The sequence below is a fragment of the Actinoplanes solisilvae genome, assembly GCF_003999975.1.
Lineage (GTDB): Bacteria > Actinomycetota > Actinomycetes > Mycobacteriales > Micromonosporaceae > Actinoplanes > Actinoplanes solisilvae.
The window spans coordinates 142,458-167,218 of the sequence record NZ_RJAC01000006.1; the positions used below are offsets into that span (position 1 = coordinate 142,458).

The window sequence follows — 24,761 nt, forward strand, 5'->3', positions numbered from 1 at the left end:
CCGCATCCTCGGGTCGGGATCGTCACACCGCGCGACCCGCCTTGACGGCGTCCACGGGCACCCGGAAGGGTGGAGGGTCATAAGCGGCGACGCCGCGGAGGAAGCCGGTGCGATTCCGGCGCGGTCCCGCCACTGTCACCGAGCCGAGAGGCCCGGGAGCCAGGAACTCCGGTCGCCGTGGTCTCTACTACCCGGGGCGCGGACCCCGAGGGGAGCTCTTGGTGTTCCTGCTGCTGTCGACCTCCGACACCGACCTGCTCAGTGCCCGTGCCAGCGGTTCGCCGTGGCGCCTGGCCAACCCGGCCCGCACCACCGTCGACGACCTCCCCGCCCTGCTCGACGGCGTCTCCCTGGTCGTCGTACGCATTCTTGGCGGTCGGCGGGCCTGGGAAGAGGGCCTCGACGCACTGCTCGCCGGGCCGGTCCCGGTGGTCGTGCTCGGCGGCGAGCAGGCCCCGGACGCCGAACTCATGAAGCTCTCCACGGTTCCGGCCGGCGTCGCCGCCGAGACCCACACCTATCTGGCCCAGGGCGGCTCGGACAACCTGGCCGCGGTGCACGATTTCCTCTCCGACACCGTGCTGCTCACCGGTCACGGCTTCGCCCCGCCGCAGGCCGCGCCCGATTGGGGTCCGCTGCCCCGCGAGACGACCGCGACCGGGCCGACCGTCGCGATCCTCTACTACCGCGCTCACCACATGGCCGGCAACACGGCGTTCGTCGAGGCACTGTGCCGCGCGGTCGAGGCCAAGGGCGGGCGCCCGTTGCCCCTGTTCACTTCCTCATTGCGTACGGCGTCCGAAGAGCTCTTGATTGAGCTGCGCAAGGCGGATGCGCTGGTGGTGACCGTGCTCGCGGCGGGCGGCACGAAACCGGCGACCGTGGGCGCGGGCGGCGACGACGAGGCGTGGGACGTCGGCGTGCTGGCCGGGCTCGACGTGCCGATCCTGCAGGGCCTGTGCCTGACCAGCAGCCGCTCGGCGTGGGAGGCCAGCGACGACGGTCTCTCCCCGCTCGACGCGGCGACCCAGGTGGCGATCCCCGAGTTCGACGGCCGCATCATCACGGTGCCGTTCTCGTTCAAAGAGATCGACCCGGACGGGTTGTCGGTCTACGTCGCCGACGAGGAGCGGGCGGCCCGTGTCGCCGGCATCGCGGTGGCCCACGCGCGGTTGCGGCACATCCCGACCGCTGAGCGGCGCATCGTGCTCATGCTCTCGGCCTATCCGACCAAGCATTCGCGCATCGGCAACGCGGTCGGGCTCGACACTCCCGCGTCCACGGTGGCGCTGCTCGCGGCTCTCGCTTCCCGTGGCTACAAGATCGGCAACTTCGGGTCCTACGACGGCGACGGCCTGATCCACGCGCTGATCGCGGCCGGCGGACAGGACCCCGACTGGCTCACCGAAGATCAACTGAGCGAGAACAAGGTACGTATCCCCGGCGACGCGTACGCGGCCTGGTTCTCGACCCTCCCCGACGACCTGCGCGAATCGGTCGAGCGGCACTGGGGGCCGCCGCCCGGCGAGCTCTACGTCGACGGTGGTGACATCGTGCTGGCCGCCCTGCGCGACGAGAACGTCGTGGTCATGGTGCAGCCGCCGCGCGGTTTCGGGGCGAACCCGGTCGCGATCTATCACGACCCCGATCTGCCGCCGAGTCATCACTACCTGGCCGCGTACCGCTGGGTGGCCGACGACTTCGGCGCGCACGCGGTGGTGCACGTCGGCAAACACGGCAACCTGGAATGGCTGCCGGGCAAGAACGTGGGCATGTCGGCCTCGGACGGCACCGACGCGGCGCTGGGCGACCTGCCGCTGATCTACCCGTTCCTGGTGAACGACCCGGGCGAGGGCACACAGGCCAAGCGCCGGGCCCACGCGACGCTGGTCGACCACCTGATCCCGCCGATGGCGCGGGCCGAGTCCTATGGGGACATCGCCCGCCTCGAGCAACTGCTGGACGAGCACGCGAACATCGCGACGCTCGACCCGGCCAAGCTCCCGGCGATCCGCGCCCAGATCTGGACCCTGATCCAGGCCGCCCGCATGGACCACGACCTGGGCCTCGACAACCGCCCCGGCGACGAGGAGTTCGACGAGTTCATCCTGCACGTGGACGGGTGGCTCTGCGAGGTCAAGGACGTGCAGATCCGCGACGGCCTGCACGTGCTGGGCGCGGCGCCGGTGGGGGAGGCGCGGATCAACCTCGTGCTGGCCATGCTGCGAGCCCGCCAGATGTGGGCCGGTCAGGTGGCGGCGCTCCCGGGTTTGCGCGAGGCGCTGGGCCTGGCCGAGGACGCCTCGACCGCCGAGACCGACCGCGTCGAGACGCTGGCCCGCGAGCTGGTCGCCGCGATGGAAGAGGCCGGCTGGCCGACCGACCGCGATCGCATCTCTCAGCTTCCTGCTTTCCGTCGCCTCGCCGACGTCACCGAGGTCTCGGAAATGCCCGAGGCGGGGACGGGGACTGGCGGCGTTGTTGACCTGGGCAAGGTCCAGGATGTGCTCGCGTTCGCGGCAACCGAAGTCGTGCCGCGGCTTGAGCGCACCACCGATGAACTGTCCAATCTGCTGCACGCGCTGGACGGCGGCTACGTGCCGGCCGGGCCGAGCGGGTCGCCGCTGCGAGGGCTGATCAACGTCCTGCCGACCGGGCGCAACTTCTACTCCGTCGATCCCAAGGCGATTCCCAGTGCGCTCGCGTGGGAGACCGGGCAGGCCATGGCCGAGTCGCTGCTCACCCGCTACCGCACCGATTACGGCGACTGGCCCCGGTCGGTCGGGCTCTCGGCGTGGGGCACCAGCGCCATGCGCACGGCCGGGGACGACATCGCCGAGATTCTGGCCCTCATCGGCGTTCGCCCGATCTGGGACCCTGCCTCACGACGGGTCACCGGTCTCGAGCCGATCGCGCGCGAAGAGCTGGGCCGCCCCCGCATCGATGTCACCGTGCGCATCTCCGGGTTCTTCCGCGACGCGTTCCCGCACGTCGTGGCCATGATGGACGACGCCTTCACGATGATCGCCGAGCTCGACGAGCCCGACAACTACGTGCGCGAACATGCCCTGGCCGACCGGGACGACCACGGCGACTGGCGGCGGGCCACCACGCGCATCTTCGGATCGCGGCCGGGGGCGTACGGTGCCGGTATTCTGCCTCTGATCGACAGCCGCAACTGGCGCGACGACAAAGACCTGGCCGAGGTGTACGCCGTGTGGGGCGGCTTCGCATACGGCCGTGATCTCGACGGTGTGCCGGCCCGGCCCGACATGGAGAACGCGTACCGCCGGATCGACGTGGCCGCGAAGAACATCGACACCCGCGAGCACGACATCGCCGACTCGGACGACTACTTCCAGTACCACGGCGGCATGATCGCCACGGTGCGCGCGCTGACCGGCAAGGCACCCGCGGCCTATGTCGGCGACTCGACCAACCCGGACGCCACCCGCACCCGCAGCCTGACCGAGGAGACCGCGCGCATCTTCCGGGCCCGCGTGGTCAACCCGCGCTGGATCGCCGCGATGCGTCGCCACGGCTACAAGGGCGCGTTCGAGCTGGCCGCGACAGTCGACTACCTGTTCGGCTTCGACGCCACCGCAGGCGTGGTCACCGACTGGATGTACGAGCAGCTCGCCACCACGTACGCCCTGGACCCGGAGAACCAGAAGTTCTTCCAGCAGTCCAACCCGTGGGCCCTGCACGGCATCACCGAACGCCTCCTCGAAGCGGCCGACCGCAAACTCTGGGCCGAGCCCGACCCCGAGACGCTGACCGCCCTGCGGCAGCTCTACCTGGAAACCGAAGGCGACCTGGAAGACAACTGACACGTCACCACAAACCAGTGACGGCGGCGGGCGTTGCCAGCCCGGGGTGACGCCCCGGAGACCGTGATCCGGCTTGCTAGGGTCTGCGGCCGTGACTGAGCAGATCATCGATGTCGCGGCGCCGGCACCCATGCCGCCGCGGGGACAGTGGATACCGTTGCTGATCGCCGCGGTTGCGGTGGTGTCGCTGCTCGTCGGGGCTGGAGCCACCGGGTCGGCGCTGTTTATGGCTGGCTGGCGGCCGCCCGCGGTGCAGCAGTACACCTTGCTGATCGTCATGAAGCCGGACGCCACCACCGACCAGACGGCCGCCGTGGATGCGGTGCTGCGCAAGGTGCCGGACGGCGGCGAACTGGTCTTCCACTCAAAGGCCCAGGCTATCGCCAAGATGAAGGAGATCATGGGGGACGTTCCGCTCCCGGACACGATGTCCGAGGCGACGGCGTCCGAGTACTTCGAGCTGCCAGTTCGGACGAACAGGTCCATTTGTGACGGCGTCCCCGAGATTTCGAAGATGTCCGGAGTGAAGGACGCGGGGGTGGAGAAGGCGCCTACCGCTACCGAGCCTAAGGCAGCCATGTTCTGCCGCTGATCTGATCAAGCCCGCACGGTTCCGGAACCGTGCGGGCTTTTCTGTGTCTACCTGCGGTGATGCCCGGGAAGCGCTTCCCGAGGCATTGACATGCTTAGACGCTCCGGTTCACAGTGTCGTCACGAAGAGCGCTTTCACACGCCGTTCCCCAGGCCGAAATCGCTCCGACACATCCCCGAACCCAGGAGTCCCCCATGACATCCCCGGTCCTGGACGGGCTCGGGACACCGCCGATCAGACGGCTGTCCCCGGCCCGGATCATCGCTCTCGGCTCGGCCCTCGCAGGCCTGTTCGCCGCCTTCCTGATCACCACCACCGCACCGGCCAGCGCCGCCGAGGTGCTCGTCTCGCAGGGCAAGCCCGCCACCGCGTCCTCGACCGAGGTCGCCGGCGCCTACCAGCCCGGCGAGGCGGTCGACGGCAACAACGGCACCCGCTGGGCCAGCGCGTTCAGCGCGACCCAGTGGTGGCAGGTCGACCTCGGCGCCTCCACCGCCGTCAGCCGCATCGCCATCAACTGGGAGGGCGCCTACGCCAAGGCGTTCACGATCCAGTTCTCGACCAACGGCACGAGCTACACCCAGGCGTACGCCACCACGACGGGAACAGGCGGCCAGCAGAGCATCGCCGTGAGCGGCAACGCCCGCTACGTGCGCATCAACCTGACCGAGCGGGCGCTGGCCATCTACGGCTACTCGTTCTGGGAGTTCCAGGTGTTCTCGGGCGGCGGTACCCCGCCGACCACGCCGCCGCCGACCACCCCACCGCCGACCACTCCACCGCCGACCGGTGGCGCGCGCCTGCTGTCGTACAGCAAGCCGGCCCAGTCGTCGAGCTGGCAGAACGACGTCAACTGCAACCCGTGCAGCCCGGACAAGGCGTTCGACAACGACCCGGCCAGCCGCTGGGCGACCAGTTCGACCACCGGCTGGGTCGACCCGGGCTGGATCTCGGTCGACCTGGGCGCGACCGCGCAGATCAGCCAGGTCGTGCTGCAGTGGGACCCGGCGTTCGGCCGGGCCTACCAGATCCAGGTCTCGGCCGACAACGCCAACTGGACCCCGATCTTCAGCACCACCACCGGTGACGGTCTCAAGGACGTCATCAACGCCACCGGCACCGGCCGTTACGTGCGCCTGTACGGCACGGCTCGCGGCAGCGCGTACGGCTATTCGCTGTGGGAGTTCAGTATCTACGGCACCGGTGGCGCCCCGGTGAACCCGCCGGCCAAGCCGGCCGACCCGACGTTCCCGGCCACCCGGCTGGTCTTCGAGGACAACTTCAACGACGCGGCCGGCACCAAGCCGAGCACCGCGAAGTGGACCTACGACCCGGGGGTCCCGCAGAACGGCGAGATCCAGTACTACACGCCGAACAGCGAGAACGCGCAGACCGACGGCGGGGGCAACCTGGTCATCGAGGCTCGCCGCCAGGACTACCAGGGCCGTCAGTACACCTCGGCCCGCATGAACACCGGCGGCAAGTTCAGCGCTCAGTACGGCCGGTTCGAGGCGCGCATCAAGGTGCCCAAGGGCAACGGTCTTTGGCCGGCGTTCTGGATGATGGGCGAGGACTTCCTCAGCGGCCGCCCGTGGCCCTACAACGGCGAGATCGACATCATGGAGGTTCTCGGCCGCAACACCGGCGAGATGTACACCACGCTGCACGCCCCGGCCTACAACGGCGGCGGCGGGTACGGCCAGAAGAACGCGGCCGGGGTGGACCTGTCGCTGGACTTCCACCTGTACGCCGCCGAGTGGGACAGCAAAGGCATCCGCTTCTTCCTCGACGGCCGTCAGGTCTTCGACGCCAAGAAGGACACCGTGGAGTCCACCCGCGGCCCGTGGATCTTCGACCACAAGTTCTACCTGATCCTCAACCTGGCGGTCGGCGGCGACTTCCCCGGCCCGATCGACGCCACCACCCCGTTCCCGTCCCGCATGCTCGTCGACTACGTGCGCGTTTATCAGTGACTGCCCGGCCGGGGGCGCTCGTCGTCCCCGGCCCTTCCCCCAAGGACGGCAGCAAATGAGAAAGAGAGCACTGACCGCCGCAGCCCTTCTCGTCGCTTCGATCCTGGTCGTCGGCAGCCGGGCCAGCGCCGCTGATCCCCTCATCTCGCAAGGCAAGACCGCCACCGCGTCCTCGTCCGAGTCGGCCGCGTTCCCCGCGTCGAACGCCGTCGACGGCAACCTGGGCACCCGCTGGTCGAGCGCCTTCAGCGACCCGCAGTGGCTGCAGGTCGATCTGGGCGCCAACGCCACGGTCTCCTCGGTGGTGCTGAACTGGGAGTCCGCGTACGCGCGGGCCTTCAGCGTGAAGATCTCGGCGAACGGCACCTCGTGGACCACGCTGCACTCGACGACCAACGGCACCGGCGGACGTCAGGCGCTCACGGTCAGCGGCACCGGTCGTTACGTCCGGCTCGAGACCACCGTACGGGCAACGCAGTGGGGCGTTTCCCTGACCGAGTTCCAGGTGTACGGGGTGGGAGGCGGGGGCACCACGCCGACGATCCCGCCGGGGGCCGTACGGGTCGCGGAGTTCCTCGCCGACTGCCCGTTCAGCCACCGGCTGCCGGACGACCCGATCATCTTCCCGAACATGCCGGGCGCCTCGCACATGCACAGCTTCTTCGGCAGCACGGTGACCAACGCCTACTCGACCACGCAGGACCTGCTCAACGCGAACAGCAACTGCAACCCGTCGATCGACAAGTCGTCGTACTGGATCCCGACGCTCTACAACAACAACACCCCGGTCGAGCCGACCACCGGCATCTTCTACTACCTGGGTGAGGGCGTCCGTGATGACCTGATCGCGCAGACCCAGCCGTTCCCGCTCGGCCTGCGGATCGTGGCCGGCAACGCGCGGGCGACCAGCCCGAGCGACAACACGATCGCGCGCTGGTCGTGCCTGCACGCCGGGCACGTCGGCTCGTCACCCGACTTCGTCACCTGCCCGGCCGGCACGATGCTGGAGTCCTACCTGGACTTCCCGCACTGCTGGGACGGCGTGAACCTGGACTCGGCCGATCACAAGAGCCACATGGCCTACCCGGTGAACAACGCGTGCCCGTCCAGCCACCCGGTTGTCGTGCCGAAGCTGCGGCAGGTCATGCGCTATCCGGTCAACGGCAACCCGGCGCAGTTCCGGCTGGCCTCCGGCGCGGGTTACACGATGCACGGCGACTTCTTCAACGCCTGGCCGGTGGACGAGCTGGCGCGGCGGGTGAACGACTGCATCCGCGTCATCGTCAAGTGCGGCACCGACGGACGACCCTGATGACCACGGGTGTCGCCGGCGGAGGACCTGACGGCGGCGGCACCCGTCCCCAGCGCGCTGCTATAACGGACCGCATGACAACCCGGCCCGCGCGCGGTGGGCAGCACCCGACGATGGATCAGGTCGCCGAGGCGGCCGGGGTGTCCCGGGCCACCGTCTCCCGAGTGATCAACGGCGCCCCGAGCGTGGACGCCAAGATCCGCGAGATGGTCCAGCGCGCGATCGCCCAGACCGGGTACGTGCCCAACGTGGCCGCCCGCAGCCTGGTCACCCGCCGCTCCAACTCGGTCGCGCTGGTGATCAGCGAGCCCGACCGGCCCGACAACCACTCGTTCCTCAACCGCATCTTCACCGACCCCTATTTCGGGCGGGTCACGGCGGGCGCCACGGGGGCGCTGCGCCCGCACGACATCCACCTGGTCGTCATCCCCACCGACTCCAGCGACCACCACCAGGTGATCCGCTACCTGCGGCAGGGCCACGTCGACGGCGTTCTGCTGATCAGCAGCCACGAGCACGACACGCTGCCCCGCCAGGTGCACGAGCTGGGCATCCCGGCGGTGGTCTCGGCCCGGCCCACCTCGCCGATCGCGGTCAGTTACGTCGACGTCGACCAGCGGCTGGGCGCCCGGCTCGCGGCCGAGCGCCTGCTCAGGCGGGGCTGCCGACGGCTCGCCACGATCAGCGGGCCGCTCGACATCCCGTCCGGGCTCGACCGCCTCGACGGCTTCCGGTCGTTCCTGGCCCAGCGGGGCTTCGGCGACGTGCCGGCGGTCGAGGGCGACTTCACCCGGGCCGGTGGCGAGGCGGCGGCCCGGCGGCTGCTCGACGACCACCCGGCCACCGATGGGCTTTTCGTCGCGAATGACCTGATGGCCGAGGGTGCCCTGCGCACTATGCAAGATCTGGGCCGGCGGGTGCCCGACGACATCGCCGTGGTCGGCTTCGACGACAGCAGCGCCGCGCTCGACTGCCGTCCGCTCCTGACCACGGTGCGTCAGCCGGTCGAGGAGATGGCCGCCGAGATGGCCGAGGTGCTGATGGCCCACATCGCGACGCCGGGCCGGCTGCCGCGCTCGGTCACGTTCCAACCCACCCTGGTCGTGCGCGACTCGGCATAGGTTGGGGGTATGGACATTCTCGTTGCCGGCGGCCACGGCCAGGTCGCCCTTCGCCTGCTCAAGCTGCTCGCCGATCAGGGTCACACCGCCCGCGGCCTGATCCGTACGCCGTCCCAAGCCGCTGATCTTCAGGCCGTCGGGGCGGTGCCCGTGATCGGTGACCTCGAAAACGACGCGTCCCTCTCGCCGTACGTGAAAGGAGCCGACGCGGTCGTCTTCGCGGCCGGCGCCGGTGCGGGCAGCGGCCCCGAACGCAAGCGCACTGTCGATCTCGGCGGTGCCGTCAAGCTCGCCGACGCCGCCGTCGACCAGGGCGTGCGCCGGTACGTGATGGTCTCCTCGATCGGCGCCCACGACCCGTCCTCGGGCGCCGGTTCGATGGGCCCCTACCTGGCCGCCAAGGGCGAGGCCGACGCGTACGTGACCTCGCGCGCGGACCTTGACTGGACGATCGTGCGCCCCGGGCATCTCACCGACGAACCCGGCACGGGCCTGGTCACCGTCAGCCGCGAGATGGGCGGTCGCGGCCCGGTTCCCCGCGACGACGTCGCCGCCGTACTGGCCGCCTGCCTGACCACGCCGGCCACGATCGGGCAGACCTTCGAACTGTTCGCCGGAACCACCCCGATCGACGAGGCCCTCCGGTTCTGACACCACATCGGAGGGTGAACAGGCGCTAACGTAGCGCTCATGGGGAGCGAGTCGGACGCGGGCGCGCTGCTGGCCGCGGGCAGCGAGGCGATGCTCGAGGCCGCCTTCCGCACCGGCGATTTCCTCCCCGCGTGGCAGTTGCTGGAGGGCGCGCGCCGCCAGGCCTGCGAGACCGAGCAACTCGTCGAAGAGGCGGCCGCCCTCTGCCGGCTGGGCATGCTGGCCCACTTCGCGGCGATCGGCGGCGACCTGCGGCGGGCCGACTGGGCCACCGAGGAACGGCTGTTCACCGCGGCGCTGCGCATCCAGCGCGAGGCGGGCGACGCGGCCGGGGCGGCCGAGTCGCTTTTCGGACTCGGCCTGGTCCACCAGGTGCTGCGCGGCGACTGGGCGACCGCGATGCCGTTCTACACCGAGGCGCTCGAGCTGGCCGAGCGCTACGCCGACGAGATGGTGCGCTCCGAGGTGCACCGCCACATCGGCTTCTTCCACGTCTTCGTGGCCGGCGACTCCGAGCGCGGGCTGCGGCACCTGCGCATGTCCCAGGTGCTGCGGGAACGCTACGGCGACCCGCGCCGGATCGCCACCGGCACCCTCGCGCTCGGCGAGGCCGAGCTGACCGCGGGCAACCTGCCCGAGGCGCTGCGGCTGCTGCGCGAGGCCGTGCACCAGGCCCGCAAGGCCGGCCTCTCGGCCCAGCGAATCGGCTGGGCCGAGCACGCCCTGTCCGACGCCGAACGCGCCGCCGCCTGATCCTCGAACGGCTGTCCTCTGACAGTCGGATGTCCGACGAATCGATCGCGGTGACTTCCGGCGGCCGTAAATTCAGGGTCGGAGCACCGAGCACTGCTGGTCACAGGGGGCGGCCTTGACCGAGCATCCCGACGCGTACCCGTTTTACCATCGTGTGGTCGGGATCGACCTCGGCACCAGCTCGTGCGCGGTCTCGGTGTGGGACGGCGCCAAGCTTCAGCTCGTGCGCGGCCCGACCGGGGCCATCACCCTGCCCGCCGCGGTCGGTCAGGACCGGTCCGGTCAGGTGATCGCCGGCGTCCCGCCCGCCGAGGACCCCGAGAACGTCATCGCCGGCATCAAACGCCGGCTCGGCAGCGGCGAGCGTGTCCGGTTCCGCGGCCGCACCTACATGCCCCGTGAGGTCTGCGCGTTCCTGCTCATCGAGCTCAAGCGGCAGGCCGAGGCGTTCATCGGCGAGCCCGTCCACGACGCGGTCGTGACCGTCTCGGCGGCGGCCGGCGAGGAGCAGCGGCGGTCCCTGCGCGAGGCGTCCGGGCTGGCCCAGCTCAACGTGCGCCGCCTGGTCGAGGACCCGGTCGCGGCCGCGATGGCGCTGCGCGCGGACACCCGCCCGGGCGTCTACGCGATCTACGACCTCGGCGGCGGCACCTTCGACGCCTCGGTCGTGCGCGTCGACGACGGCACGGTCGAGGTGCTCGGCACGGCCGGCGACGAGCGGCTCGGCGGCGACGACTTCGACGAGCTGATCGTCGGTCACGCGCTGCGCCAGATCCGCGAGCGGCACCACGTCGACCTCAGCCAGGACCCGGCGATCCGCCGCCGGGTGCGGTGGGAGGCCGAGATCCGCAAGCGCGAGCTGTCGACCGCCGACAACACCACGCTCGAGCTGCCGCTGCTCACCGCCACGGTCAGTGCCAGCGTGTCGCTGAACCGGCGTCACTTCGAGGCGATGATCGAGCCCGACCTGCAGCGCACGCTCGACCTGCTCACCGAGGCGATCGCCGCGGCCCGCACCGCGCACGGCGTGAGCTGGGCCGACATCGACCAGGTGGTGCTGGCCGGCGGGTCGACCCGGATCCCGGCGATCCGCGACCGGCTGGCCGGCTATCTCGGCTGGGGCGGCGCCCGCATCCGCACCGACCACGACGAGATGGTCGCGCGCGGCGCCGGCCTGGTGGCCCGCGACTACGAGCCGGCCTCGCTGTTCGAGGGCTCGCCGGTCGGGCTGCTCAGCGCCAGCCTGCGGTTGCGGGCCGAGCTCGCCGGGCCGGAGCCGCCGCTGGAGGCCGACGAGCCGGTCGAGACACCCGACCCACCCGGTCCGGCCGGGCCGCCGGCCGAGACCCCGGCCGATTTTCGCCGCGTGGCCGAGGCCACCTACATGCTGCTCCTGCAGGACGACGACCGGCTCGCGCTCGCCGCGGCCTACGGCGCCTTCATCACCGCGGTGCAGGCCGCGGCGAGCGACACCAGGCTGGCCGAGCTCGGCGCGGCCCTGAGCACCGAATACGCGAGAGCCGCGGCCGATTAGGCTGAGCTGATGCTGATCAGTTGCGGGGCTCCGGTGGCGGGAGCATGGGCCGGCCCGGTGTCGCTGGGCGAGTTCGCGGCGCGGGCCGAGCAGCTCGGCTACAGCGGGCTCTGGTCGTTCCAGCGGCTGCTGGTCGGCGCCGAGCAGGCGATGCTGCCGGTCTATCACAGCGTGCTCGACCCGATGATCGCGCTGACCTGGGCCGCCGCGCACACCAGCACGATCCGCCTCGGCGTCGCCGTGATCAACATTCCGTACGTGTCGCCGGCCTACCTGGCCAAGCAGGCCGCGACCCTCGACGTGCTGTCCGGCGGGCGACTCGACCTCGGCCTGGGCACCGGCTGGTCCGAGCCCGAGTTCCGGGCCACCGGCTCCGACCCGAACCCGCGCGGCCGGCGCGTGGCCGAATACCTGGCCGTGCTCGGCACCCTGTGGAACGACCCGGTGGCGTCCTTCGACGGCGACCTCTACCGGGTGCCGCCGAGCACGATGGCGCCGTCGCCGGTGCAGGCGGGCGGGCCGCCGGTGCTGCTCGGCGGTACGGCCGACGTGGCGCTGCGGCGGGCCGGCCGGCTGGCCGCGGGCTGGGTCAGCAGCAGCCGGCTGAGCTTCGACGAGGTCGCGCGCGGCACCCAGATCGTGCGGCGAGCGGCCGAGGAGGCCGGTCGAGACCCCGACGCCGTACGCATCGTGGTGCGCGCCGTCGTGCACCCGGGGCTGCGCGACGATGCCGTACCGCTGTCCGGTGGGTGGGATCAGATCCGGGCCGGCGCCGATCGCTACGCGGCCGCGGGCGTGACGGAACTGTTCTACGACCTCAACTGGGACCCGCTGATCGGGGCGCCCGACGCCGACCCGCGGGTGGCCCGGGAACGCGCCGAGGAGATCCTCACGGCGCTGGCCCCGCGCCGTTGACGTCACTTTGTGTTATCTAGCCCTCGCTGCCCGGCTGACAGCGTTGTCACGGGGCGTCGTGGCAGCAAGCACGTGACGTGGCCCACGCTCCCATCGGTCCGCCTGTCATAGCCGGGAGTACCTCCGGGGTAGCTCTTCGTCTATGTCACCGACAGTTCTGCGTAGACGCTCTTCGAACCGTGGAATAGCCCCGAATGGGGGTCCCAATCGTTATAGGGAATGGCCCGCGCCGCCCTATCGGACCCATTCCGAGGCTTACTCCGCGTAGTCCCGGCCGCACCGTCGGGCTGGCGCGACCACCACGGAACCGCGTCCCGTACGGCGGGATGGCCGTCGATACGGTCCCGGGTTCACGTCGCGACCGCAGATCTTGCGTCACCTGGGGTTCCTGACCGGAGGAATCAACGGCGCCCACCGGCCACGATCGACACTGCGCGGAAACTCGGCCGAAACAGCGACCTGCCGTCAACCCCGTTCATCTTCGATAACTTTGCGCAACAGTACGATTGCCCTCTGACTTTCCAATGCGGACATCGGAGACAAAGTTGATCGTCGATATGGGTGGTTTGAGGGGGAGCGCGGGGCTTCGCACCGTCCACAGGGGGCACTCGCAGTGACGTTGATCATGCACGACTTTCAGCGGGCCGTTATTCATTCGATGCGTCAACTCATTTCCTACGCCCCCGATTCGGGTTACCTTTCCCCCCGCAGCATCCGAAAACCTCTCACGCACGACGCATGTGAGGTGTGTCGTTCGATGGAGGTGACCGTCGCTTGGAACCGCTGATCGAAGAGGCCGAGCTCGCCCGCACAGGCGCGCCGACCGACGCGATGGCAGCGCCGACCGGTGGGCAGAACACGAAGGTGAACACCCGGCGGAAGTCGCCGACCCAGATCGCCCTCGCGCGCCTGCGCAAGGACAAGGTCGCAGTCGTCTGCGGGAGCATCTTCCTGTTCTTCGTACTTGTCGCGATCTTCGCGCCGTTGCTGGCCAAGCTGGAGGGTCAGGACACGACCACCCTTCATCAAGACCTGATCGACCAGTACGGCTTCCCGACGATCGGGCCGACGTCCGAGCACTGGTTCGGCGTCGAGCCACGCCTGGGCCGCGACCTGTTCGCCCGGTTCGTCTACGGCGCACGGCCGTCGTTCATCGTCGCCGGCTCGGTCACCGTGATCACGACGATCATCGGCGTCTGCTTCGGACTCATCGCCGGCTTCATCGGTGGCTGGCTCGACCGGGTGATCTCCTGGGTCATCGACTTCGTCCTGAGCCTGCCCTACCTGCTGTTCGCCATCGCCGTCCCGGCCGTGCTGCTTTCCTTCTTCGTCGGCACAGCCGAGGACGCGGCCGCGCAAGACGTGTCGACGGCACGCTTCTACGCCTTGATCATCGTGCTCTCCTTCTTCGGCTGGGCCAGCCTCGCGCGGCTCATCCGCGGCGAGGTGCTCTCGCTGCGCGAGCGGGAGTTCGTCGCCGCGGCGAAGGTGCTCGGCGTGCCGACGCACAAGATCCTTTTCAAGGAGTTGCTGCCGAATCTGGTGGCGCCCATCGTCATCTCGGTCTCGCTGGCCCTGCCGACCTACATCGTCACCGAGGCCGGCCTGACCTATCTCGGAGTCGGTCTCACCGAGCCGACCCCGTCCTGGGGCCTGACGATCGCCAACGCGCAGACCTTCTACCGGGCCGATCCGCTCTACCTGTGGATCCCGGTAGCGGCCATCACGATCGTCGTGCTTTCGCTGAGCCTGCTCGGTGACTCGATCCGTGACGCATTTGATCCCCGCACCCGACGGTGACGTGGTGACGCCCAGAATGAGAAGAGGAGAAATGGCAAGGCGATTTACTGTCGCTGTAGCGGCAACCGCCGCCGCGGCGCTCGGCCTCGCAGGCTGCAGCAGCCCGTCGTCGAACAACGACAACACGGGCGGTGCGAACGACACCGGCAAGATCACCCAGCACGCCAACGCGACCGACCCGAACGCGAAGGGCCCGGCGAAGGACGTTCCCGGTTCCCGCAAGGGCGGCAACCTCACCGTGCAGGCGCAGGTCACGCCGAACACGTTCGACCCGACGGACATCTACTACGTCGACTCGAACGAGATCGGCAAGATGATCTTCCGCACGCCGACCCAGTTCGACATCCGTGACGGCAAGCCCACGCTCGTCCCGGACCTCACCGACCTGGGCACCCCGTCGGCCGACAAGCTGTCGTGGACGTTCAAGATGCAGCCCGGCATCAAGTACGAGGACGGCACCGAGGTCAAGGTCGAGGACCTGGCGTACTCGATCAAGCGGTCCTTCGCGCACGACGTGTTCCAGAACGGCCCCACGTACCAGATGTCGTACTTCAAGGACGGCGACAAGTACAAGGGCCCGTACAAGGACGGCGACACCTACGCCGGCGTGGAGACCCAGGGCACCGACACCCTGATCATCCACCTGTCGAAGCAGTTCCAGGACCTGCCGTTCTACCTGACCTTCCCGATGTTCACCCCCATCCCGAAGGCCAAGGACACCAAGCAGGAGTACAAGAACCACCCGCTGTCGACGGGCCCGTACAAGTTCAAGTCCTACCAGGCCGGCACCTCGCTGGTCCTGGAGAAGAACACGAACTGGGACCCGAACACCGACCCGGCTCGCCACCAGTACCCGGACACCGTCAACTTCAAGTGGGGCGTTGACGCCGTCAAGGCGCAGCAGGCGATCCTGAACAGCTCGGGCACGGAAGACGCGAACTCGATCAACTACGACAACGTTGACGCGACGCTGATCCCGCAGCTCACCGGTGACAAGAAGGAGCAGCTGGTTCAGGGCGAGAGCCCCTGCAACCGCGTGTTCCAGCTCGACACCCGCAAGATCCCGCTGGAGGTCCGCAAGGCGATCGCCAAGGCGTACCCGTACGACGCGATCTACAAGGCCGCTGGTCTGAGCGACTACGTCGCCGAGCGTTCCAGCACCATCCTGCCGCCCTCGGTTCCGGGCTACGAGAAGTACACCCCGGTCGAGGACCTGGACGGCGAGGGCGCGGGCGACCCGGCCGCGGCCAAGGCGATGCTGGAGGCCGCCGGTAAGGCCGGCTTCGAGCTCAGCTGGTACTACGACAACACCAAGCCGATCGCGCAGCAGGTCGCCCAGGTTCGCGCCGACGCGCTGACCAAGGCCGGCTTCGTCGTCAAGCCGATCGGTGTCGCCACGGCCGACCTCCGCAAGAAGGTCGGCGACTACGACGCCCCGGTCAACATGGGCCAGAGCCCGGCCGGCTGGTGCTCGGACTGGCCGTCCGGCGGTTCGTGGTTCCCGGTCCTCTTCCGCTCGCAGAGCATCGACGAGGGTCAGAGCTGGGGCATGCTGAGCGACAAGGCTCTCGACAAGGAGATCGACGACATCGCCAGCCTCCCGGCTGACCAGTCGCAGTCGAAGTGGGCTGCTCTGGACAAGAAGATCCTGGAGCAGTACGTCGCGATCCCGTGGTACTACGACAAGATGGCCGTCATCAAGGGCAAGAACGTCGGCACCACGACCGGCGACCCGACGATGGGCGTCCCGAACTTCGGCAACATGTACCTCAAGAGCTGAAGTCCGCGTTAGACGGTAGTAACAAGCAGTAAACCGGGGTGGTCCGGTCCGCGTCCTCCGACGGCGGGCTGGGCCACCCCGGGCGTAAGTCGAACCGGCGTGACGGCAACCGTTCCCGCCCGCCGTCGTAAACCACCGGGAACACCCACCCGGCGCCGTGATGAAAGAGGAGCAAGCGGTGCTGCTGTACATCTTGAAACGCGTCCTGAGCGCGATCTCCGTCGTGATCGTGACGCTGGTGGCCAGCTTCGCGTTGTTCTTCCTGGCGCCCACCGACCCGGCCGGCGTGATCTGCGGCCCGCGCTGCACCCCCGACCGGGTGGCCGACATCGAGAACAGCCTCGGCCTGAACAAGCCGGCGCTGGAGCAGATCGGCAGCTACATGAAGGGCATCGTCGTCGGGCGCGAGTACAGCGCCGGTGGCACCGTCCAGCACTGTGACGCGCCCTGCCTCGGCTACTCGTACACCCTCGGCCAGCCGGTGACCAAGCTCCTCGCGCAGGCGCTGCCGGTCACCATCTCGATCGTCATCGGCGGCGCGGTCGTCTATCTGATCGTCGGCGTCCTCGCCGGCACGATCGCCGCCCAGGTCAGAGGGAGCTCGCTCGACAAGGCGGTGGTCGGCACGACGTTGTTCGTGCAGTCGATCCCCTACTTCGTCTTCGCGCTGATCGTGGCCCTCTACGCCACCTTCCTGCCGGAAACGCGCTATACCCCGTTCCTGGAGAATCCGCTGACCTGGGCCAGCGGGTTACTCGCGGCCTGGCTCTGCATCGGCGTCACCAACGCGGCGGCGTACACGCGCTACTCCCGGGCCTCGATGATCGAGACGCTCGGCCAGGACTACATCCGCACCGCGACCTCGAAGGGCATCAGCCGCCGCCGCGTCGTCTATCGGCACGGCCTGCGCGCGGGCCTCACCCCGGTCGTCACGATCTTCGGCATCGACCTCGCGTTCCAGCTCACCGGCGCGATCTTCACCGAGAGCATCTTCGGCCTGCCCGGCCTGGGCCAGCTCACCCTGCGGGCCTTCGGCCAGTACGACCTGCCCGTCCTGCTGGGCGGTGTGCTCGTCGGCTCGGTGGTCCTCGTGTTGATGAACCTCGTCGTGGACATCGCGTACACCATCCTCGACCCCCGGGTACGCCTCGGATGACCCCGCGCAGCGTTCCCCTCTCCCCACCCCGCAGCACGAAGGCGGCAGCATGAGCGACACGACCACTCCGGGCCCGCAGACGGTGACCCGCGTTCCCCGCGAGACGGCGGCGAGCGAGGAGGCCTATCTCGAGGTCACCGACCTGCAGGTGCAGTTCCCGACGGCCGACGGCCTGGTCCGGGCCGTGCAGGGCCTGAGCTACTCGGTCCCGCTGCGCCGCACCCTGGCGATCGTCGGCGAGTCCGGCTCGGGCAAGAGCGTCTCCAGCATGGCGGTCCTGGGCCTGCACGACCGCAAGGTCGCCCGCATCTCCGGGTCCATCAAGGTCGGTGGCCGCGAGGTCGTCGGCATGAGCGACAAGGACCTCGAGGGCTACCGCGGCGGCGACGCGGCGATGATCTTCCAGGACCCGCAGTCGTCCCTGCACCCCTACTTCACGGTCGGCGACCAGATCGTGGAGTCGTACCGGGCGCACCACAGTGTCAGCAAGCGCAAGGCCAAGGACCGGGCGATCGACATGCTCGGCCGGGTCGGCATCCCGAACCCGCGCCGCCGCGTCGACCAGTACCCGCACGAGTTCTCGGGCGGCATGCGGCAGCGCGCGATGATCGCTATGGCGCTGGTCAACGACCCCAAGCTGCTGATCGCCGACGAGCCGACCACGGCCCTCGACGTGACCGTGCAGGCGCAGATCCTCGACCTGATCGCCGACCTGCAGCGTGACTTCGGCTCCGCGGTCGTCTTCATCACGCACGACCTCGGGGTGGTGGCCGAGATCGCCGACGACATCCTGGTGATGTACGCCGGCACGGCCGTCGAGCACGGGCCGGTCAACAAGATTCTCGGCGAGCCCCTGCACCCGTACGCCTGGGGTCTGCTCGAAAGCATCCCGGCGCTGACCGGTGAACCCCAGCCGCTGCACCCGATCCCCGGTTCGCCGCCCAGCCTGCTGGCCGTGCCGAGCGGCTGCCCGTTCCACCCGCGGTGCGAGTTCAAGGACCGCGTGCCGGGTGACCTTTGCACCACCCTCAAGCCGGACCTGATCTCGCGGACGTCGGACCACGGTCGCACCTCGCGGTGCCACCTGAAGGACCCCGACCGGATCTTCGAGATCGACGTCCTGCCCCGGCTGCCTTAGGACCGACCATGACCACTGAGACCACCGCGAAGAAGTCGGGCGTCCGCTCGGTGCCCGGAGCGCCGCTGCTCGAGCTCGAGAACGTCAAGATGCACTTCAAGACCAAGGGCGACGGCTTCCTGTCCCGCGGCACCAAGTGGGTGCAGGCCGTCGACGGCGTCGACCTGACCCTCAAGCCGGGCGAGACGCTCGGCCTGGTCGGCGAGTCCGGCTGCGGCAAGTCGACCACCGCGCGGCTCATCACCCGGCTGCTCGAGCCGACGAACGGCCAGATCCGTTACCAGGGCGTGGACATCGCGCACATGTCGGAGCGCCAGTTGCGCCCCTACCGCCGCGAGATCCAGCTCATCTTCCAGGACCCGTACTCGTCGCTGAACCCGCGGCACACGGTCGGCACGATCGTCGGCACCGCGCTGCGCACGCACGACATGGTGGCCAAGAGCGGCGAGCTGGCTCGCGTGCAGGAGCTGCTCGAGGTCGTCGGCCTGAACCCGGAGCACTACAACCGCTACCCGCACGAGTTCTCCGGCGGTCAGCGCCAGCGCATCGGCATCGCCCGCGCGCTCGCGGCCCGGCCGAAGATCATCGTGGCTGACGAGCCGGTGTCGGCGCTCGACGTGTCGATCCAGGCCCAGGTCATGAACCTGCTCGAGAACCTGCGCAAGGAACTCGGCATCGCGTTCGTCTTCATCGCGCACGACCTCGGCGTGGTGCGGCACTTCTGCGACCGCGTCGCCGTCATGTACCTCGGCCGGGTCGTCGAGGAGGGTCCGCGCGACACGCTCTACGAGAAGCCGCAGCACCCGTACACCCAGGCTCTTCTCTCCGCGGTGCCCGACATCGGCGTGGTGCGCGGCGTCCCGCCGAAGAACCGGATCCGCCTGGTCGGTGACGTGCCCAGCCCGGTCGACCCGCCGTCGGGCTGCCGGTTCCGTACGCGCTGCTGGAAGGCACAGGACATCTGCACGACCAACGACCCGGCTCTCGAGGAGAAGGCCGTGGGCCAGCGGGTGGCGTGCCACTTCGCCGAGCCGCCGGTCGAGTCGATCGTGGCTGAGATCGCCTGAGTTCCGCACACGAAAAAGCCGCGCTGATTCCAGCGCGGCTTTTTCGTGTCAGGCGGCGGCGGCCGCCAGTTCGCTCGAGCGGGGGTCGTTGACCACCGGGATGCGAAGCGTCACCACTCCGCCGTCACAGTTGGCCTCGAGCCGGTCGGTGTCGAGGTTCTCGGTCGCGGACAGGTCGACCTCGCGCGTCACCGGGGCGACGGCCGGTGTGCCGGCCACGTCCTCGGTCGCGCGGCGCTCGGCGCGCACGGTCAGGACACCGTCGTCCACCGAGACGTCGATGTCGGCCTTGTCGATGCCCGGCAGATCGATGTCGACATAGAAGGTCCCGTCGATCCGGTACGCGGCGAGGCGCGCCCCGGAGCTGCGGGTGGTGTCGAACACGCGGCAGGTGAGCTGATCGAGCTCCCGAACCGTCGCGCCGTGAGGCGACATTTTGGTTTCCTCCAGGCGGAGTTCTCTTCTGCGGGGACCTGACAGGTAGGACCAGGCCCGGTTTTGACCAACGGAGATTCTCGCCCCGGAATTCCCCTACGCACATGACCGGCGTCACGATCCGGCCGAATCTTTCGTTACGATCTGTTGTCGTCCTGCCGTTCGCCGGCCACCCGCCGTATCCCTGCTGGCCAGGGCGTTTTACGTGATCAAGGGCTGGCCCCCGGCATCGCTCGGTGCTTTTTGTCGTCAGCACTCAGCGTGATGACGCGCTCTTCGAACACGTGTTCTATAGTGGCGACGTGGCCATCCTGCACGCCGACCTCGACGCCTTCTACGCGTCGGTCGAGCAGCGTGACGACCCCGGGCTGCGTGGCCGGCCCGTGCTGGTCGGGGGCGGTGTCGTGCTCGCCGCGAGCTACGAGGCCAAGGCCCGGGGCGTACGCACCCCGATGGCACTCGGCCGGGCCCGGGCGCTGTGCCCCGACGCGATCGTCGTGCCCCCGCGCATGAAGGCCTACTCGACCGCCAGCAAGGCCGTCTTCGAGATCTTCCGCGACACGACGCCCCTGGTCGAGGGCATCTCGATCGACGAGGCGTTCCTCGACGTGAGCGGCCTGCTGCGGGTCAGCGGCACCCCGCGCGAGATCGCCGCCCGCCTGCGGGCCGAGGTGCGCGAACGCGTCGGCCTGCCGATCACGGTCGGCATCGCCGGCACGAAGTTCCTGGCCAAGGTGGCCAGCGCGGTCGGCAAGCCCGACGGCCTGCTCGAAGTGCCGGCCGGGGGCGAGCTGGCCTTCCTGCACCCGCTGCCCGTCGAGCGGCTCTGGGGCGTCGGCCCGGTCACCTCCGGCAAACTGCGCGAACGCCGCATCGACACGGTCGGCGACGTGGCCCGGGTCGGCGAGGCCGCGCTGGTGGCGATGCTCGGGCCCGGCGCCGGGCGCCACCTGCACAACCTCGCCCACAACCGCGACCCCCGGCGCGTGCGGGTCGGGCACCGCCGCGGCTCGATCGGCGCCCAGTCGGCCCTGGGCCGCCGCCCGCGCCCGTTCACCGAGATCGAGGCCACGCTCGACGCCCTGGTCGACCGCGTGACCCGGCGCATGCGCGGCGCCCACCGGGCCGGCCGCACGGTCACGGTGCGCCTGCGGTTCGACGACTTCGGCCGGGCCACCCGCTCGCGGTCTCTGCTCAAGGCCACGATGCAGACCCGCACGATCGCCACGACCGCCCGCGACCTGCTGCACGAGGCCCACGATCTGATCGCCGTACGTGGACTGACCTTGGTCGGGGTTGCGGTGACCAACCTCGACGGCGACGGACACGTGCAGCTCTCGCTCTTCGACGCCGCGAGCGACGAGCGGCTCGACGTGGCCATGGACGCCGTCCGCGACCGCTTCGGCTCGACGTCGCTGACCCGCGCGGCCACGATCGGCCGCGAGCTCGGGCCATCCGTCCCGATCCTCCCCGACTGACCCGTTATCTTTCCGTGACCTGAAAGCCAGAACTGAAGCCCCGCCGAGCGCATCACAACGGTCGTACGAAACAAAAACAGCGGGGGGAAAGGGAAGACGATGCGACGTACGGTTTCGGTTCTGGTGGGGGGTTGCAGCTACCTTCAGCTCGTCGTGAAAAGCCAGAACTGCTTCGAGTGACCCGCTCTGCCGTGCGCTTCAAGGGCTCGGGCACACTGGTGCGGGTGCGGAAGATCAGTCTGATCGGGATCGGCGCGGGCGACCCGGACCACCTCACCCTGCAAGCGGCCAAGGCGATCGGGCGTACCGACGTCTTCTTCCTGCTCGACAAGGGCGAGATCAAGGCCAGCATGATCGACCTGCGGGAGCGGATCATCCGCGGCTACTCGAAGCCGACCCGCCGCATGGTCTCGCTGCCCGACCCCGACCGCGACCGTACGCCGGCCGACTACGAGGGCACCGTCGTCGACTGGCGGCACCGGCGCGCGCTGGCCATCGAGGAGATGCTGGTCGAACATCTCCGCGAGGACGAGACCGGGTCCTTCCTGGTGTGGGGCGACCCGACCCTCTACGACTCGTCGATCGCGATCCTCGACGAGATCCTCGCCCGGGGTGAGATCAGCTTCGAGTACGAGGTGATCCCCGGCATCAGCAGCGTGTCGGCGCTCGCCGCCAAGCACCGCACGCCGCTGAACCGGGTCGGCCGGCCGTACGAGGTGACGACCGGCCGGCGACTGGCCCAGGGCTGGCCGGACGGCGTCGACGACGTGGTCGTCATGCTCGACGCCCAGCAGGCCTTCACCTCCTACCCCGAGGCGGAGATCTTCTGGGGCGCCTATGTGGGGACGCCCGACGAGATCCTGCGCTCGGGTCGCGTGGCCGACGTGGGCGACGAGATCGTCGCGGCTCGCACCGAGGCCCGCGAACGGCACGGCTGGATCATGGACACCTATCTGCTGCGGAGGCCACCGGCCTGACTCGCGTCCCGCACGGCGGCCGCCGGCTTGACTCGAGCGGCCAGGGCGTAGAGCACGACCGCGGGCAGCACGAACAGGCCGGCGACCGAGATGCCCGAGCCGATCGCACCGCGCTGCGCCACCACGCCGGCCGGCGGGCCACCGGCGACCTGGCCGAGGGCATCGGCCTGGGCCACGATCGAGAAAACGGTGGCCCGGGAACCGGGTTCGGTCGCCGAGACGAGCCATATGTTCAGGATCGGTGCGGCGGAGTCGCGCAGGAGGCGTACGCCCAGGTAGAGACCGACCGCCGTCCACCAGTGATTACTCAGGCCTAGAGCGATCATGCCGACGGCGGTGGCCGCCTGCACCACCGCCAGGACGCGGCCGATCCGCTGCGGCCGTACGACGTCGATCCACCGCCCGGCCAGGCCGGTGACCACGATGGACCCGAGCGCGGCGAACGCGGCCAGGGCGCCGAAGACCAGCTCGACGGGGTGGTCGCCGAGCAGCGGCAGCAGGAAGGGCTGGCTCAGACGGTCGAAGCCCTCGCTGCTCATGCCGGCGAACAGGGTGCCGCCGACGATGGCGACCAGGACACCACTGAGCCGCACGCCGCCCTTTCTCGTTGCCGGGGTCCAGTTGTTCTCCGTCATCACTGCGGCCAGCAGAACACCGAGGGCCAGGGTGAGGACGGCGCCGACTACGATGGGCAGGGCCGGCTCGACGGCGGTGAGGGCGACCGCGGCGCCGATGCCGAGCAGCGTCCCGGCCTGGGCGAGCTGACCCCCGCGTACAAAGGCCTTGGTCACTTGCTCTTGATCGATCTCGCTGGAGGCCCACGCCTCCTCGGCGCCGTCGACGCAGACCGCGCCGATCGCCCAGATCACGTTGGCGACGAGGATCGCGGCGTAGGTGGGCAGCAGACCCCAGACGAGCAGGCCCGCGCCCATCAGCAGATAGCCGACGACCACCGACAGGCGACGGCTGTAGCGGTCGGCGATGACACCGGTCGGCACCTGCGCGACGAAGCAGACAGCCTCCATCAGGGTGCCGACCAGCACGAGCTGAAGCGGCGACAGCCCGACGACCGTCGCCTGATAGATCAGGTTGAGGGTGAACGCGGTCTTGGCGGCGAACGAGCCGACACCGCAGAGGAGCAGATAGAGACCGTACGGGGACATGCGTGATCGCTCCGGGAAGACTCGGCTTTCCCGGTGCCAGGAGGTGCGCTGCTGCTCTTACAGGGTCATCGGGGGCCCGGCAGTCGGCGCACAGCACCGGTCGATTCAGCGATGCCGCCCCGAGTTGTCATGCGGCCATGCTGATGATCATCGACCGGTGCTGTCAAACCCTATTTGCCCCTGGAGATCGTCTCGGGGGTCAGGCCGTAGTGGCCGGCGACCTCGTACAGCCGCTGCTCGCCGCGGCCGAGAGTGAAGCGGTGCCCGTCCGGGTCTTCGACGACGAAGTCCCGCATGCCGTAGGGGCGGGAAGCGACGGGGTCGACGATGTCGGCGCCGGCCTGGCGATACTCGGCGCACAGGGCGTCGGGATCCTCGACGTACACGTACGACTCTTGGGCCCTGGGCGGCTCGTCGCCCGCCCAGGGTACGAGCAGCAGCATCTCGATCTCCCCGCTGGCCAGGGCGGCGAGGCTGTCGTCGGCGGTGCGCCAGGCCAGGCGGAAACCGAGCGCGTCCTGGTAGTAGGCGATCGAACGGTCCAGGTCGGTGACGGGCAGCCGGGGCATCATATGCAGCCAGGTCGTGGGGTCTGTGGTCATCGTGTCCTCCTTGGTCAGCGCGTCCACGGCCTCCAGCAGGCGGCGGACTTCGTCGAGGCGGGCCTCCAGCCGCGCGCGATGCTCGAGGAACATCCGGCGCCGCTCGGTTTCGTCGGCGCCGGCCAGCACGCGGCGAACGTCGGCGATGGGCATGTCCAACGACCGGAGCAACGCGATCACCCGCGCCGCGCCGGTCTGCCCACGCGTGTAATAGCGGTATCCGGACTGTTCTTCGCGCCCGTCCGGCTCGAGCAGCCGCAGCCGGTCGTACCGTCGCAGTTGCGGAACGCTGAGCCCGACCAGCTCGGCGAACTGTCCGATCTGCCATCGATCTTCTTTCACAACGCCGATTCTGCGAGCCTGACCCGAGTGAGGGTCAAGGCCGATCGGACTCCCTGCGAGTTCGGCCACTTCGGTGGCCGTGATCGTCACCGGCATCGGCGTGCCTCGTTGAGACAAAAGGATCACGTTCTCGTGGAGGCGA

The 24,761-nt window shown here is 69.5% G+C and carries 19 protein-coding genes and 1 riboswitch; of the genes, 16 read left to right on the forward strand and 3 right to left on the reverse strand.

Going from position 1 to position 24,761, the window contains the following annotated elements:
* Positions 1 to 97: 97 nt before the first annotated feature.
* Positions 98 to 169: riboswitch (cobalamin riboswitch) on the forward strand.
* Between the two features lie 49 nt (positions 170 to 218).
* The 14 genes from cobN to EER30_RS18445 all read left to right on the forward strand — a co-directional run bounded on the left by cobN (position 219) and on the right by EER30_RS18445 (position 19,622).
* Complete coding sequence (gene cobN, locus EER30_RS18380) at positions 219 to 3,830, forward strand: cobaltochelatase subunit CobN (protein ID WP_205650283.1); 3,612 nt, start codon at positions 219 to 221, stop codon at positions 3,828 to 3,830.
* A 91-nt stretch (positions 3,831 to 3,921) separates the two neighbouring features.
* Positions 3,922 to 4,422, forward strand: a complete 501-nt coding sequence (locus EER30_RS18385; protein WP_127501709.1) for a permease-like cell division protein FtsX — start codon at positions 3,922 to 3,924, stop codon at positions 4,420 to 4,422.
* A gap of 194 nt (positions 4,423 to 4,616) precedes the next feature.
* Positions 4,617 to 6,395, forward strand: a complete 1,779-nt coding sequence (locus EER30_RS18390; RefSeq protein WP_127501710.1) for a galactose-binding domain-containing protein — start codon at positions 4,617 to 4,619, stop codon at positions 6,393 to 6,395.
* Positions 6,396 to 6,450: 55 nt separating this feature from the next.
* Positions 6,451 to 7,707: a DUF1996 domain-containing protein gene (locus EER30_RS49710; RefSeq protein WP_127501711.1), complete on the forward strand. Its 1,257-nt coding sequence runs from the start codon at positions 6,451 to 6,453 to the stop codon at positions 7,705 to 7,707.
* Between the two features lie 74 nt (positions 7,708 to 7,781).
* A complete protein-coding gene (locus tag EER30_RS18400) occupies positions 7,782 to 8,828 on the forward strand; it encodes a LacI family DNA-binding transcriptional regulator (protein ID WP_164842372.1) in 1,047 nt (348 codons plus the stop codon).
* 9 nt (positions 8,829 to 8,837) lie between these two features.
* Positions 8,838 to 9,479, forward strand: a complete 642-nt coding sequence (locus tag EER30_RS18405) for an SDR family oxidoreductase (RefSeq protein WP_127501712.1) — start codon at positions 8,838 to 8,840, stop codon at positions 9,477 to 9,479.
* A gap of 39 nt (positions 9,480 to 9,518) precedes the next feature.
* Complete coding sequence (locus tag EER30_RS18410) at positions 9,519 to 10,232, forward strand: tetratricopeptide repeat protein (protein WP_127501713.1); 714 nt, start codon at positions 9,519 to 9,521, stop codon at positions 10,230 to 10,232.
* A gap of 154 nt (positions 10,233 to 10,386) precedes the next feature.
* Positions 10,387 to 11,766 carry an Hsp70 family protein gene (locus EER30_RS18415; protein WP_127501714.1) on the forward strand — a complete coding sequence of 460 codons (1,380 nt, stop codon included), beginning with the start codon at positions 10,387 to 10,389 and terminating at the stop codon, positions 11,764 to 11,766.
* Between the two features lie 9 nt (positions 11,767 to 11,775).
* On the forward strand, positions 11,776 to 12,681 hold the full coding sequence (locus EER30_RS18420) for a TIGR03619 family F420-dependent LLM class oxidoreductase (RefSeq protein WP_127501715.1): 906 nt from the start codon (positions 11,776 to 11,778) through the stop codon (positions 12,679 to 12,681).
* A 774-nt stretch (positions 12,682 to 13,455) separates the two neighbouring features.
* On the forward strand, positions 13,456 to 14,481 hold the full coding sequence (locus tag EER30_RS18425) for an ABC transporter permease (protein WP_205650284.1): 1,026 nt from the start codon (positions 13,456 to 13,458) through the stop codon (positions 14,479 to 14,481).
* Between the two features lie 31 nt (positions 14,482 to 14,512).
* Positions 14,513 to 16,261 (forward strand): ABC transporter substrate-binding protein, encoded by a 1,749-nt coding sequence (locus EER30_RS18430; protein ID WP_127501716.1) that lies wholly within the window; start codon positions 14,513 to 14,515, stop codon positions 16,259 to 16,261.
* 178 nt (positions 16,262 to 16,439) lie between these two features.
* Entirely contained in the window at positions 16,440 to 17,417 is a 978-nt protein-coding gene (locus tag EER30_RS18435; RefSeq protein ID WP_240670121.1) for an ABC transporter permease, read from the forward strand.
* 49 nt (positions 17,418 to 17,466) lie between these two features.
* Positions 17,467 to 18,555, forward strand: coding sequence for an ABC transporter ATP-binding protein (locus tag EER30_RS18440; RefSeq protein WP_127501718.1), 1,089 nt, complete (start codon positions 17,467 to 17,469; stop codon positions 18,553 to 18,555).
* 8 nt (positions 18,556 to 18,563) lie between these two features.
* Positions 18,564 to 19,622, forward strand: coding sequence for an ABC transporter ATP-binding protein (locus EER30_RS18445; protein WP_127501719.1), 1,059 nt, complete (start codon positions 18,564 to 18,566; stop codon positions 19,620 to 19,622).
* A gap of 48 nt (positions 19,623 to 19,670) precedes the next feature.
* Here EER30_RS18445 and EER30_RS18450 read toward each other — a convergent pair whose 3' ends face one another.
* Positions 19,671 to 20,057: an Hsp20/alpha crystallin family protein gene (locus EER30_RS18450; protein WP_127501720.1), complete on the reverse strand. Its 387-nt coding sequence runs from the start codon at positions 20,055 to 20,057 to the stop codon at positions 19,671 to 19,673.
* Positions 20,058 to 20,341: 284 nt separating this feature from the next.
* Here EER30_RS18450 and dinB point away from each other — a divergent pair, with 284 nt between their 5' ends.
* Positions 20,342 to 21,535, forward strand: coding sequence for a DNA polymerase IV (dinB, locus tag EER30_RS18455; protein WP_127501721.1), 1,194 nt, complete (start codon positions 20,342 to 20,344; stop codon positions 21,533 to 21,535).
* 224 nt (positions 21,536 to 21,759) lie between these two features.
* Positions 21,760 to 22,512 (forward strand): precorrin-6A synthase (deacetylating), encoded by a 753-nt coding sequence (gene cobF, locus EER30_RS18460; protein ID WP_127501722.1) that lies wholly within the window; start codon positions 21,760 to 21,762, stop codon positions 22,510 to 22,512.
* Here cobF and EER30_RS18465 read toward each other — a convergent pair.
* Together EER30_RS18465 and EER30_RS18470 are read right to left on the reverse strand one after the other, a co-directional pair.
* The gene (locus EER30_RS18465; protein WP_127501723.1) at positions 22,485 to 23,675 is read right to left on the reverse strand and encodes an MFS transporter; all 1,191 of its coding nucleotides are present in this window, start codon (positions 23,673 to 23,675) and stop codon (positions 22,485 to 22,487) included. The two genes, cobF and EER30_RS18465, sit on opposite strands and share 28 nt — an antisense overlap.
* A gap of 170 nt (positions 23,676 to 23,845) precedes the next feature.
* Entirely contained in the window at positions 23,846 to 24,619 is a 774-nt protein-coding gene (locus EER30_RS18470; RefSeq protein WP_164842373.1) for a VOC family protein, read from the reverse strand.
* Positions 24,620 to 24,761 lie beyond the last annotated feature (142 nt).